Source organism: Clostridiaceae bacterium (assembly GCA_012840395.1).
GTDB lineage: Bacteria > Bacillota > Clostridia > Acetivibrionales > DULL01 > DULL01.
In genome coordinates this window covers 1-13,459 of the sequence record DULL01000009.1, presented here as the reverse complement: position 1 = coordinate 13,459, position 13,459 = coordinate 1, and the positions used below count along the sequence as shown (strand labels likewise).

Annotated in this window: 12 protein-coding genes; all 12 read left to right on the top strand. The window is 38.9% G+C overall.

What is annotated here, in order from left to right; all coding sequences use genetic code 11:
• The first annotated feature begins 32 nt into the window (after window positions 1–32).
• Window positions 33–629 carry a nucleotide exchange factor GrpE gene (gene grpE, locus GXX20_00815; GenBank protein HHW30208.1) on the top strand — a complete coding sequence of 199 codons (597 nt, stop codon included), beginning with the start codon at window positions 33–35 and terminating at the stop codon, window positions 627–629.
• Between the two features lie 66 nt (window positions 630–695).
• On the top strand, window positions 696–2,549 hold the full coding sequence (gene dnaK / locus GXX20_00810; GenBank protein HHW30207.1) for a molecular chaperone DnaK: 1,854 nt from the start codon (window positions 696–698) through the stop codon (window positions 2,547–2,549).
• Window positions 2,550–2,723: 174 nt separating this feature from the next.
• Window positions 2,724–3,860: a molecular chaperone DnaJ gene (gene dnaJ / locus GXX20_00805; GenBank protein HHW30206.1), complete on the top strand. Its 1,137-nt coding sequence runs from the start codon at window positions 2,724–2,726 to the stop codon at window positions 3,858–3,860.
• 219 nt (window positions 3,861–4,079) lie between these two features.
• Window positions 4,080–5,024, top strand: a complete 945-nt coding sequence (gene prmA / locus GXX20_00800; GenBank protein ID HHW30205.1) for a 50S ribosomal protein L11 methyltransferase — start codon at window positions 4,080–4,082, stop codon at window positions 5,022–5,024.
• Window positions 5,006–5,767, top strand: coding sequence for a 16S rRNA (uracil(1498)-N(3))-methyltransferase (locus GXX20_00795; GenBank protein HHW30204.1), 762 nt, complete (start codon window positions 5,006–5,008; stop codon window positions 5,765–5,767). The genes prmA and GXX20_00795 overlap by 19 nt, the downstream gene beginning before the upstream one ends.
• A 160-nt stretch (window positions 5,768–5,927) precedes the next feature.
• Window positions 5,928–6,806 carry a YicC family protein gene (locus GXX20_00790; GenBank protein HHW30203.1) on the top strand — a complete coding sequence of 293 codons (879 nt, stop codon included), beginning with the start codon at window positions 5,928–5,930 and terminating at the stop codon, window positions 6,804–6,806.
• A 6-nt stretch (window positions 6,807–6,812) separates the two neighbouring features.
• Window positions 6,813–7,100, top strand: coding sequence for a DUF370 domain-containing protein (locus GXX20_00785; GenBank protein HHW30202.1), 288 nt, complete (start codon window positions 6,813–6,815; stop codon window positions 7,098–7,100).
• A 54-nt stretch (window positions 7,101–7,154) separates the two neighbouring features.
• Window positions 7,155–7,772 carry a guanylate kinase gene (gene gmk / locus GXX20_00780; protein ID HHW30201.1) on the top strand — a complete coding sequence of 206 codons (618 nt, stop codon included), beginning with the start codon at window positions 7,155–7,157 and terminating at the stop codon, window positions 7,770–7,772.
• A 9-nt stretch (window positions 7,773–7,781) separates the two neighbouring features.
• Window positions 7,782–7,988, top strand: a complete 207-nt coding sequence (locus GXX20_00775) for a DNA-directed RNA polymerase subunit omega (protein HHW30200.1) — start codon at window positions 7,782–7,784, stop codon at window positions 7,986–7,988.
• A gap of 39 nt (window positions 7,989–8,027) precedes the next feature.
• Entirely contained in the window at window positions 8,028–9,416 is a 1,389-nt protein-coding gene (locus GXX20_00770) for a glycine--tRNA ligase (GenBank protein HHW30199.1), read from the top strand.
• 79 nt (window positions 9,417–9,495) lie between these two features.
• The gene (locus GXX20_00765) at window positions 9,496–12,123 is read left to right on the top strand and encodes a pyruvate, phosphate dikinase (GenBank protein ID HHW30198.1); all 2,628 of its coding nucleotides are present in this window, start codon (window positions 9,496–9,498) and stop codon (window positions 12,121–12,123) included.
• A 572-nt stretch (window positions 12,124–12,695) separates the two neighbouring features.
• Window positions 12,696–13,459, top strand: a 764-nt coding sequence (locus GXX20_00760) for a transposase (GenBank protein ID HHW30197.1), incomplete at its 3' end; no start/stop codon positions are given.

The window sequence follows — 13,459 nt, the reverse complement described above, 5'->3', positions numbered from 1 at the left end:
TACTATTAGGAGGAAGGTGGAATTAAAATATAATGGACAATAACAATGAAAAAAAAGAGAAAAAAGAAGCTGTTGAAGAGAACTTAAATGAGAAAACTACTTTTGAAGAAAATAAAGTAGAAGATTCTCAAAGTTCTGAAAAAAGCAGCGCACCAAGTAACGAGGAATTTGAAAAACTTATGGCACAGCTTGAGGAAAAATCCAAAGCAGCTGACGAATACTTCAGCAGACTTCAGAGAACCGCGGCTGAGTTTGATAACTACAGAAAACGAACTGCCAGAGAGAAAGAAGCCATTTATACAGAAGCCGTTTGCGATGTTGTATCAGCTTTTCTTCCTATAATAGATGACATTGACAGGGCTCTTCAGGTATGTGAGAAGGAAGCAGAAAACAGTCCCATTAAAGAAGGAGTAGAGCTGATCAAACGCAAAGCTAATGAAGTGCTTAAAAATCTTGGTGTTGAGGAAATAGATTGCAAAGGCAAGGAATTTGATCCTAGTCTGCACGAAGCTGTAATGCATGTAGAAGATGAAGAATACGGCCAGAACATCATTGTTGAAGAATTCCGGAAAGGATATAAGACAAAAGATAAAGTCATAAGGCACAGTGTAGTAAAAGTGGCCAATTAACTGAAGTTATATAAAGAAAAAGAATTAATAAAGTAATCTTAAGAATAATTACAGGAGGCAAACATTATGGGTAAAGTTATAGGTATAGATTTAGGTACAACCAATTCATGCGTTGCTGTAATGGAAGGTGGAGAACCTGTTGTAATACCAAATGCTGAAGGCAGCAGAACAACTCCATCAGTTGTTGCTTTTTCCAAAACAGGAGAAAGACTTGTAGGTCAAGTGGCAAAGAGACAGGCCATTACCAATCCCGAAAGAACAGTTATGTCAATAAAGAGAGACATGGGGAGCGACAGGAGGGTTAAAATTGATGACAAAAGTTATACTCCCCAGGAGATATCAGCCATGATACTTCAAAAATTGAAAGCCGATGCAGAAGCATATTTAGGAGAAACGGTTACTCAGGCTGTTATTACTGTTCCAGCATATTTTACAGACTCCCAGAGACAGGCAACAAAAGATGCCGGAAAAATTGCAGGACTTGAGGTATTGAGAATAATCAATGAACCTACCGCTGCATCTCTGGCATATGGGCTTGACAAGGAACATGAACAAAAGATACTGGTATTTGACCTGGGTGGAGGTACATTTGACGTTTCTATTCTTGAAATAGGAGACGGAGTTTTTGAAGTATTAGCTACCAGCGGAAACAACAGGCTGGGCGGAGATGATTTTGACCAGAGGATAATTAACTATTTGTGCGATTCATTTAAGAGAGAAAACGGAATTGATTTAAGACAAGATAAAATGGCAATGCAAAGGCTTAAGGAAGCTGCCGAAAAAGCTAAAATAGAACTTTCCAGTGTTGGAAGTACCAATATTAATCTTCCTTTTATCACAGCTGACTCAACAGGGCCGAAACATCTTGATATGACATTGACAAGGGCAAAATTTGATGAACTTACTGCAGACCTTGTGGAGAAAACCATGGGACCAACAAGGCAGGCTTTGCAGGATGCCGGACTGACACCTGAGAAAATAGACAAGATTCTTCTTGTAGGAGGTTCTACAAGAATACCTGCAGTACAGGAAGCAGTTAAGAAATTTTTTGGCAAGGAACCTTTTAAGGGAATAAATCCGGATGAATGCGTAGCTATTGGAGCAGCAATACAAGCCGGCGTACTTACAGGAGAAGTTAAAGATTTGCTGTTACTGGATGTAACTCCGTTATCACTGGGAATTGAAACTTTAGGTGGCGTGTTTACAAAGCTTATAGAAAGAAATACAACCATACCAACCAAAAAGAGCCAGATATTCTCTACTGCCGCAGACGGACAGACCAGTGTAGAAATCCATGTACTGCAGGGCGAAAGAGAAATGGCTGCATACAACAAAACCCTTGGAAGATTCCAGCTTACAGGTATACCGCCAGCTCCAAGAGGTGTGCCGCAAATAGAAGTAACCTTTGATATTGATGCCAATGGTATAGTTCATGTTTCGGCCAAGGATTTAGGTACCGGAAACGAGCAGAATATCACAATTACCGCTTCGAGCAACCTTTCTGATGCAGAAATAGAAAAAGCTATTAAAGAAGCTGAGAAATTCGCCGCTGAGGATAAGAAGAGAAAAGAAGAAGTGGAAACCAGAAATCAGGCAGACTCAATTGTATATCAGTCAGAAAAGACTTTGAAAGATTTAGGAGATAAGCTAAGCAGTGAAGATAAGGCAAAAATCCAGGCTGAAATCGATAAGGTTAAAGAAGCTTTGAAAGGTAACGACATTGGTAGAATCAAGAGTAGTACAGAGTCTCTGCAACAGGCCTTCTACAGCATTTCTTCCAAGATATATCAGCAGCCAGGTGCAGGTGGCCAGGCAGGACCAAATCCGGGAGCAGGTTTTGGAGGCGCAGGAGGACAAGGAGCAGGCGAACAGGATAATGTTTATGATGCTGATTATAAAGTAGTAGACGATGATAAATAATTTTGCTAATATAAATATTGCACAAAACCTGATTGGCAAAGTAATGCAGGCAGAACATCATATGCAAAATATTAATAACACTGGTATATAACTACAGGAAAAGATCTGCAGGCCGAAGTCATAATATATGGCTTTGGCCTGATTTTCGAGGCTGAAATTGAATGGAGTGATAGGGTGTCAAACAAGAGAGACTACTACGAAGTTCTTGGGGTTGATAAAAATGCCTCTGATGAAGATATAAAAAAGGCATTCAGAAAACTGGCCAAGAAATATCATCCGGATGTAAATCCTGATGATAAGGATGCTGCGGAAAAATTCAGAGAGGTGAATGAGGCATATCAGGTTCTGAGCGATCCGCAAAAGCGCGCCCAATATGATCAATTCGGACATGCAGGAGTGGATCCGAACGGATTTGGTGGTTTTGGAGGCTTTGAGGGATTTGATTTTGGAGGAGTAGGAGATATATTTGAGACCTTCTTTGGAGGAGCTTTCGGAAGTTCAACAAGGAGAAGAAATGCCCCCCAGAAAGGAGCTGACTTAACATACTCTATAGAAATAACCTTTGAAGAGGCTGCCTTCGGAGTGGAAAAGGAAATAACCATCCACCGCATGGAGGAATGTCCGACCTGCAAGGGAACAGGGGCAAAAGATGGAACATCCATAAAAACCTGTACCTATTGCAATGGTACGGGTCAGATACAGTACAAGCAGAGCACTATATTGGGACAATTTGTAAATATTAAGACCTGCGAAGTGTGCCACGGAGAAGGAAAAGTAATAACCGACCCCTGTACAAAATGCAACGGAAGAGGAAGAATCAGGAAAAACAGGAAAATAAAACTGAACATCCCTGCAGGAATTGACGATGGCCAGACAATTTCCCTAAGAGGTGAGGGCGAGCCTGGTTTAAGAGGAGGACCACCGGGAGACCTGTTTGTTCATGTAAGAGTTAAGCCTCATCCAATATTCCAGCGCCAAGGTAATGATGTAGTCTGTGATATACCCATTTCTTTCGTGCAGGCAGCTTTAGGAGCTGAAATAGAAGTACCAACCCTTGACGGGAAAATAAAGTACCATATTCCTGAAGGGACTCAGACAGATACAGTATTCAGGATAAGGGGCAAAGGTATTCCTTATTTGAGAAGTACCGGACGAGGAGACCAGTTTATAAAAGTAGTTGTTGAAGTACCGAAAAAACTGAATGAAAAACAAAAGGAATTGTTAAGACAGTTTGCTCAATTAAGTGGCGAAGAAGTACAGGAACAGGGAAAAGGATTTTTTGATAAGGTTAAGGAAGCTTTTGGGAAATAAAAGTGAAAATACTAAGTTTAAATCTCTGAGCGAAGCGGATTTAGCAATAAAAGTTGCAATCACTAAGCAATGTTATATAATTATTGGCGATCTAAAAATCCAATGCAATGATAATTAAGCGATAAAATGCTAATGATATATGAGTAGAAAACCAATGAAAAAGCAAAATAATTACAGAAGTAGAATATTATAGAAGCAGAATATAACAGAGGTAGAATTATGAAATGGATTGAAATTACAGTAACAACAACGGAAGAAGCCTGGGATGCGGTATCTGAAATGCTTATGTCTATTGGTGCGGGAGGAGTTGCTGTTGATGATCCCAATGAAATAAAGAGGGAAATATTGAAGAGTAACTCCCTGGATTATGCAGACGATAAATTTTTAGAGTCCCTCGGCCAGGATGTTGTGATAAAAGCTTATTTTTCAGATGAATTGAACCCTGAAGAACTAAAACAGCTTGTAAAGGAAAAACTGAACTATATTTCAGGCTTTCTTAATGTTGGGAAAGGAACGGTTGAAACTACCAGGATAAATGACCAGGATTGGTCAGAAAACTGGAAAAAGTACTATAAGCCTTTTCATATAACAAAAAGAGTTGTGATAAAACCTACCTGGGAAAATTATCAGAAAGTAAATGATGAGATAGTCATAGAAATTGATCCCGGAATGGCTTTTGGAACCGGCACTCACGAAACAACCTCCATGTGTGCGAAGTTCCTTGAGAAATACATGAAAGAAGGAGATACTGTAATAGATGTAGGAAGCGGCACCGGAATACTTTCAATAATTGCAGCCAGGCTCGGGGCTAAGAAAGTAGTTGCACTGGATATTGACAATGTAGCTTTCAGGGTAAGCCGGGAAAACTGCATCCTTAATCATGTAAATGATGTTGTTGAAGTACATGAAGGAGTATTAAAGGATATTATTGTAGAAAAATCAGATATTGTTGTTGCAAATATAATAGCTGATGTTATAATTGATTTGTCCAATTCAATGGAAAATTATATAAAAAATAACGGACTGTTTATTACCTCCGGAATAATAAAAGAAAGAAAGGATCAGGTTATAAAAACCTACACTCAAAAGGGTTTTATATGTGAGGAAATGGCCGAAGACGGAGAGTGGGTGGCGATTGTATTCAGATGTCAAGGTTCTTTGTAGAAAAGGAAAACATCCATTCTGACCATATAGTTATAAAGGGCGGAGATGTTAATCATATAAAAAATGTTTTACGTCTTAAAAAAGGTGACATTATTGAGGTATGTGACGGGGCAGGTACAGATTACACAGTAAAGATACAGCAATTGGAGCCAAGCAGTATATATACTGAAATAATAAGCTCCGAAAAAAGCAACACCGAGCCACCTTTAAATTTTACCCTTTATCAGGGTATTCCAAAAGGTGACAAGATGGATATGGTGATACAAAAATGCGTGGAACTCGGCGCTGCAAAAATTGTGCCTGTAATTACCTGCAGAACAATTGTCAGATTTGAAAGTCCAAGGGATAAGGATAAAAAAGTTTTAAGATGGAGAAAAATTTCCCTGGAAGCTGCCAAGCAGTGCAACAGGGGTATTATACCTGAGATAGGCTATCCCATGCAGTTTGAAGAAGCACTTGAACACTCCGCTGGTTCTGACTTATCCCTCATACCATACGAAGAAGAAACCTCTGTAGGTATTAAAAAATATTTAACCGGTGGCGGAATAAATAATAGAATAAAGAATATATCAGTTTTTATTGGACCTGAAGGGGGATTTGAAAAGGAAGAAGTCATGAAGGCATGCTCAATGGGGATAAAACCTGTTTCACTTGGCCCCAGGATTTTGAGGACTGAAACAGCCGGCGCAGCAGTATTGTCAATTATAATGTATGAACTGGGTGATATGGGAGGAAAAAGCTGATTATCCGGATTGGACAGTAATATAAAGAAAAACTGAGTAAATCGTAATTAAATATAGAATAATTACAAATATTAGCTTTTAAAACAGAAAAATTGTGTTATAATACTTAACAGATATTTAACAGAAATACCCGCGAGTTTGTTGCAGAGGATGATAATTAATGATCAGAAGTATGACTGGATTTGGAAGATGCATTTACCAGCAGGATGGACGCGAATTTCAGGTTGAAATTAAAACGGTTAATCACAGGTATACTGACATATTTATTAAAATGCCGAGAAATATTATGTTTCTCGAAGACAAAGTGAGGGATTTGATTAGCAAAAACCTGTCAAGAGGCAAAATTGATGTGTACATATTATATAAAAGTTTAACCGAGACATCAAAATTGATATTTCTTGATGAGGCGGTGGCAGCTTCATATATGGAAGCTGTTAAAAAACTTAGAGATAAATACGGCTTGAAAGATGATATATCCGTATCTTTAATATCCCAATTCCCTGAGGTATTTCGTGTAGAAAATGTTCAGGAAGACGAAGAAGCAATATGGAGTGTATTACAAGTGGCAGTGCAAAACGCTCTTGATGCCCTTATAAAAATGAGGGAACAAGAGGGAGAAACTTTGAAAAAAGACCTTATTCAAAAAGCCGAAAGTCTTGAGTCAACTATAGACCGAATTACCTTAAGGGCTCCTGAAGTAGTAAAAGAATATAAAATCAAATTAGAAAACAGGATAAAAGAGCTGTTAGAGCAGCAAACTATTGATGAGTCCAGAATTGCGACAGAGGTAGCTTTCTTTGCCGACAGATGCAGCATTGATGAAGAATTGGTAAGACTAAGAAGCCATATGCACCAGTTTGTGGACACACTAAATATGGAACAGCCTGTTGGAAGGAAGCTGGATTTTCTAATACAGGAGATTAACAGAGAAGTAAATACAATAGGCTCAAAAGCGAATGATCTTGAAATTACAAAAAACATTATTGAATTAAAAAGTGAAATTGAGAAGATGAGAGAACAGGTACAAAATATAGAATAAGGAGGTATATTGATGAAACTGATAAATATAGGCTTTGGGAATATTGTTTCCGCGAACAGGCTAATTGCCATAGTCAGCCCGGAATCAGCTCCTATCAAAAGAATAATCCAGGAGGCCAGAGACAGGGGCATGCTAATAGATGCCACATACGGCAGAAGAACCAGGGCTGTTATAATTACAGACAGCGACCACATAATATTGTCTGCCGTTCAGCCTGAGACTGTAGCCCATAGGCTTAGCAGCAAGGAAACAGTTATTGAAGAAGCAGAAGACGAAGAAGAAGATATCCAGTAATGAAAAATAAAAAGTAAACAATTGCGGAAAAGGCTGTTAAGAGGAGATACAAAAATGTCAAATGGTGGATTGCTAATAGTAATATCTGCGCCTTCAGGAACAGGCAAAAGCACTGTTTTGAAACAACTGAAGGAAAAGTATAATAGTGTGAGGTTTTCAGTATCAGCTACCACCAGAAAACCACGAGAAGGTGAAATAGAAGGAAAAAGCTATTTTTTTAAGACTGAGGAGGAATTTAAGCGTTTAATAGATGACAACCAGCTTATAGAATGGGTTGAGTATTGCAACAACCTGTATGGTACTCCCAGGGATTACGTGGAAAGTTCTTTGAAGGAAGGATATGATATTATACTTGAAGTGGAAGTTGAAGGGGCTGCAAATATTAAAAAACAGTATCCGGACTGTGTATCAATATTTATTCTACCTCCTTCATTTGGTGAACTGGAAGCCAGAATAGTCGGAAGAGGAACAGAAGGCAGGGATGTTATTGAAAAGCGCCTTGAAAAGGCAAAGAAGGAAGTTACATATTTTTATGATTATGATTATGTTGTGATAAATGATGATATTAATTTATCAGCTGAAAAAATTATTAAAATAATTGAAGCAGAAAAATTGACAGTTAAAAGAAATAAAGATATATTATTGAAATTAGGGTTGGTCAATAAGGAGTGATAATTAATAATGATATATCCTTCTATAAGTTCACTTATGAAGAACATGGACAGCCGGTTTACATTGGTAGTTGCTGTGGCAAAGAGGGCAAGACAGCTAAATGATGGCGCTCCAAAGCTTACAAATGTCAATGCGGATAAACCGGTTACAGTTGCAATTCATGAGGTTAATGAAAACAAAATACATTATATTCGCACCAAAAGCGGCATTAAATGAGGCATTAAATAGGTTTATAAAGAAAGGTCGGAAGAGGAAATGGCTGTTGAAAAAACTATGGAAAAAATTGTATCTTTAACTAAAAACAGGGGGTTTATTTATCCCGGTTCAGATATATACGGCGGTCTTGCAAATTCCTGGGATTACGGGCCCCTGGGAGTAGAACTTAAAAACAATGTAAAAAAGGCCTGGTGGAAAAAATTTATACAAGAGAACCCATATAATGTAGGTGTTGACTGTGCAATACTTATGAATCCTCAAGTGTGGGTTGCTTCAGGACATGTAGGCAGCTTCAGTGATCCGCTGATAGACTGTAAGGAATGCAAGACCAGGCACAGAGCCGACAAGATGATTGAAGACTGGAATAAAAGCGTTGGCAAGGAGATTTCAGTAGACGGATGGACAAATAAACAGTTGGTAGAGTACATAGTTGAAAACAAAGTAACATGCCCCTCCTGCGGTAAGACAAACTTTACCGATATCAGGCAGTTTAACCTTATGTTTAAAACATTCCAGGGTGTTACCGAAGATTCCAAGTCAGAGATATACCTAAGGCCAGAAACTGCTCAGGGGATATTTGTTAACTTTAAGAATGTGTTAAGGACAACAAGAAAAAAAATACCCATGGGAATAGGTCAAATAGGGAAATCCTTCAGAAATGAAATAACTCCAGGAAACTTTATATTCAGAACCAGAGAATTTGAACAAATGGAACTTGAATTCTTCTGCCAGCCAGGCACTGACCTGGAATGGTTTAGTTACTGGAAGGAATTTTGCTATAACTGGCTTATAAGCCTTGGCTTAAATAAAGATAATGTAAAAATGAGAGATCACAGCAAGGAAGAACTGTCCCACTACAGTAATGCCACAACAGATATAGAATTCAAATTTCCCTTTGGATGGGGAGAATTATGGGGCATTGCCGACAGGACTGATTATGACCTGAAGCAGCATATGGAACATTCAAAAGAAGACTTGTCCTATTTTGATCCTGCCACCAATGAAAAATACATACCTTATTGTGTTGAACCTTCAGTAGGAGTTGACAGGTTAGTCCTGGCATTTCTCTGTGATGCCTATGACGAAGAGGAAATAGCAGAAGGGGATGTTAGAAACGTTCTCCGCTTACATCCCGCACTGGCACCTGTAAAAATTGCCTTACTTCCTTTATCCAAAAAGCTGGGTGAAGAGACCTATAAAATATATGAAATGCTGATAAAGAAATATGTATGTGAGTACGACGAAACAGGCAGTATAGGCAAACGTTACAGAAGACAGGATGAAATAGGCACTCCGTACTGCATAACCTTTGATTTTGATTCTCTGAATGATAAATGTGTGACTATAAGGGAAAGAGACTCTATGCAACAGGTACGAATTCCTATCGATGGTTTAAACGAATATTTTGAAGGTAAGTTTGATTTTTAATTTTTAAGTTACTGATAGCCTTTCCTATAAACTTGCGGAAAGCTTATATATAGAAAATTACATTATAAGGAGGTATATTATGGCAAAATACGTTTATTTATTTAGCGAAGGTAATGCTTCCATGAGAGATTTACTTGGCGGAAAGGGTGCTAACCTGGCAGAAATGACAGGATTAGGCTTGCCGGTGCCAAGAGGATTTACAGTTACAACAGAGGCTTGTACCAGATATTATAAAGATGGAAAGATAATAGCAAAAGATATAGAAGACGAAATATATGCAGCATTGGCAAAGACAGAACAAATAGTTGGCAAAAAATTCGGTGATCCAAGCAATCCATTCTTAGTATCAGTCCGCTCCGGAGCAAGGGCTTCAATGCCTGGAATGATGGATACAATTCTGAATCTGGGACTTAATGATGAAGTTGTTGTAGGCTTGGGCATACTTACAAATAATGAAAGATTTGCATATGACAGCTATAGAAGATTCATCCAGATGTTCAGCGATGTTGTAATGGATATTGAAAAGGCAAAATTTGAGAAGATCATGGACAGCGTTAAAGAAAAATATGGAGCTAAGCAAGATACTGACTTAACAGCTGAACATCTTAAAGAAATTGTTGAAGAATACAAGAAGCTATATAAAGAAGAAAAAGGGGAAGAATTCCCTCAGAATCCAAGAGTACAGCTTATGGAAGCTGTGAAGGCAGTTTTCAGGTCCTGGGACAATCCCAGAGCAATTGTATACAGAAGGCTCAATGACATACCCAGTGACTGGGGTACTGCAGTTAACGTGCAGGAAATGGTTTATGGAAACATGGGCAATGACTCCGGTACAGGTGTTGCATTTACAAGGAATCCTGCCACAGGCGAAAAGAAGCTTTATGGAGAATTCCTTATGAACGCACAGGGTGAGGACGTAGTTGCCGGTATAAGAACCCCTCAGAGCATTGATCAGTTAAAAGAAGTAATGCCTGATGTATATAATCAGTTTGTTGAGATAGCTGAAAAACTTGAAAAGCACTACAGGGATATGCAGGATATGGAATTTACCATTGAAAGAGGCAAACTCTTCATGCTGCAGACCAGAAACGGCAAGAGAACAGCTGCAGCTGCTCTTAAAATAGCTGTTGACCTGGTAAATGAAGGGATGATTACAAAAGAAGAGGCTGTTCTGAAAGTTGAACCTAAGCAGCTGGATTCATTACTCCATCCAAACTTTGAACCACAGGCTTTAAAAGCTGCGAAACCGATTGCTAAAGGTTTGCCTGCTTCCCCGGGAGCTGCTACAGGCAAAATCTATTTTACAGCTGAAGACGCAGCAGAAGCGTTTAAGAACGGCGAAGAAAAAGTTATACTGGTAAGACTTGAAACTTCACCTGAAGACATTGAAGGCATGCATGTATCCCAGGGTATTCTCACAGGCCGTGGAGGCATGACCTCACATGCCGCTGTTGTTGCCCGAGGTATGGGTACTTGCTGTGTAGCAGGTTGTAGCGAAATAAGAATAAATGAAGAAGAAAAATATTTTATTGATAAAAATGGTAATAAATATGTGGAAGGCGACTGGATCTCCCTTGACGGATCAACTGGAAACGTTTATGGAGAAAAACTTCCAACTGTTGATCCTGAGCTGACAGGATACTTTGGAACATTAATGGGATGGGCTGATGAAATTAGAAAACTCAAAGTAAGGACAAATGCAGACACACCGGCAGATGCTGCTCAGGCTTTGAAATTTGGTGCAGAAGGTATAGGCTTGTGCCGTACTGAGCATATGTTCTTTGAAGCTGACAGAATTTCTGCGGTAAGGGAAATGATATTATCCCATACTGAAGAACAAAGACGTAAAGCCCTTGATAAATTACTGCCCATGCAAAGAGGAGACTTTGAAGCAATATTTGAGGCCATGAAAGGACATCCTGTAACAATCAGGCTTCTGGATCCACCACTCCATGAATTCCTGCCTCATGAAGATGATGAAATAGCAGAAATTGCGAAAGAAATGGGAGTATCCTTTGAAGAGTTAAAAGCAAGGAAAGATGCCCTCCACGAGTTCAACCCCATGATGGGACACAGGGGATGCCGTCTTGCGGTTACTTATCCTGAAATAGCTGAAATGCAAACAAGGGCAATTATTGAAGCTGCAATAAATGTCAATAAAAAGGGCATGAATGTTGTTCCTGAAATAATGATACCCTTGGTTGGAGAAGTAAAAGAGCTGAAATATGTTAAGGACGTTGTTGTAAAAACTGCTAATGAAATAATTGAAAAGGCTGGAGTAGAGCTGAAATACATGGTCGGTACAATGATAGAAATACCAAGGGCATGTATTACAGCTGATGAAATTGCCACTGAAGCAGAATTCTTCTCCTTTGGAACCAATGACCTTACACAGATGACCTTTGGATTCAGCCGTGATGATGCAGATAAATTCCTTGAAGAATACTACAATAAGAAGATCTATGACTTTGATCCTTTTGCCAAGCTTGACCAGACCGGCGTAGGAGAATTTGTAAGGATAGCTGTTGAAAAGGGTAAAAAGACAAGATCAAATATTAAATTAGGTATTTGTGGAGAGCATGGAGGAGATCCTTCTTCAGTTGAGTTCTGCCATAAAGTAGGGCTTGACTATGTATCCTGCTCACCTTTCAGAGTACCTATTGCAAGGCTTGCAGCCGCACAAGCCCAGGTAAAGAACCCGAGATAACAATAGGACATGTGGACAGGTCCCTGAAGCATGGGGACGGTTCGAAGCAAAGGGACGGTTCTCCTGAAGCACGGGGACGGTTCTCTTGCTTCCAAATTCACTAGAGCTTAGTCCATAGCCTAGAGTATCAGTGAAATACGAGGAGATGGAGTTGTCATTTTCAGCTCTACGCCAATATTTGGGGTGGGACTCTAGTAGAATAAAATAGCGCAATATTTTTCCAGCGGGTGAATATCAGTTTACTCGCTGGTTTTGTTTTGTCAAATAAACAGATGGCTGCTCTGAAGCAGAGGTGAAGCAGAGGGACGGTTCTCCGGAAGCGTGGGGACGGTTCTTCTGCTTCCATGAAGCATGGGCGAAGCATGGGGACGGTTCTTCTGCTTCAGATGCAGCGAATCTGAGAATAATGGAATGAAAATGACTGTTCTAATTGAATGCAGCCAGAAAGACTATTCTCATGTTTCTGCAAAACACATAATAAAGGAAACAAAAGGACAAAAAATGACATTTCTCTTGCTTCAATTATTTTTATTTGGTAAAATATAATAAAAATAGATATAAATGGTGAAAATATGCCGCGCTGTGCAAGACAAAAAAGTAGAACTGGAGTATATCACATAATTATAAGAGGTGCCAACAGACAAGAGATTTTTCATGATAACAATGATAGGTTAAGATTCCTGGAAATCCTTAAAAAGGTCAAAACAATCTCCCAAATGAAAGTTCATGGTTGGTGCCTTATGGATAATCATGTTCATTTATTGTTAAAAGAGGGAAACGAAGACATATCAATAAGTATGAAACGCCTGGGTGTAAGTTATGTATGGTATTATAATCAAAAATACAAGACTATAGGACATCTTTTCCAGGACAGGTTTTTAAGCGAAAATGTGGAAACAGAGAGGTATTTGCTGACAGTTATAAGATATATTCATCAAAATCCAGTGAAAGCACAGTTAGCTAGACGGGCTGAACAGTGGAAATGGAGCAGTTGTATTGGTTATTATGGTGAAAAGGTTTATCCTGAGGACTTATTAGATGAGACCTTAATATTAAGTATTCTCTCTAAAGATGAAAGATTAGCAAGAGAGAAATTCAAGCAATTGAACGAACAGGAAAGTAATGACTGCTGCATGGATGATACCATTAATAAAAAAATCAAATTATCTGATGATGAGGCAAGACAGGAAATTTTGAAAGTAATTAATGAAATTGAAATAGCGCAGCTAAAAAGCCTCCCGAAAAAAGAAAGGAATCAAGTATTACGGGAGATAAAAGGAATAGAAGGGATAACACAAAGACAGGCTGCAAGGATTTTGGGAGTTTCCCCGAGCCT

Coding starts and splice junctions, on each gene's coding strand:
- grpE (HHW30208.1), top strand. CDS start 33: ATGGACAATAACAATGAAAAAAAAGAGAAAAAAGAAGCTGTTGAAGAG.
- dnaK (HHW30207.1), top strand. CDS start 696: ATGGGTAAAGTTATAGGTATAGATTTAGGTACAACCAATTCATGCGTT.
- prmA (HHW30205.1), top strand. CDS start 4,080: ATGAAATGGATTGAAATTACAGTAACAACAACGGAAGAAGCCTGGGAT.
- GXX20_00795 (HHW30204.1), top strand. CDS start 5,006: ATGTCAAGGTTCTTTGTAGAAAAGGAAAACATCCATTCTGACCATATA.
- GXX20_00790 (HHW30203.1), top strand. CDS start 5,928: ATGATCAGAAGTATGACTGGATTTGGAAGATGCATTTACCAGCAGGAT.
- gmk (HHW30201.1), top strand. CDS start 7,155: ATGTCAAATGGTGGATTGCTAATAGTAATATCTGCGCCTTCAGGAACA.
- GXX20_00775 (HHW30200.1), top strand. CDS start 7,782: ATGATATATCCTTCTATAAGTTCACTTATGAAGAACATGGACAGCCGG.
- GXX20_00770 (HHW30199.1), top strand. CDS start 8,028: ATGGCTGTTGAAAAAACTATGGAAAAAATTGTATCTTTAACTAAAAAC.
- GXX20_00765 (HHW30198.1), top strand. CDS start 9,496: ATGGCAAAATACGTTTATTTATTTAGCGAAGGTAATGCTTCCATGAGA.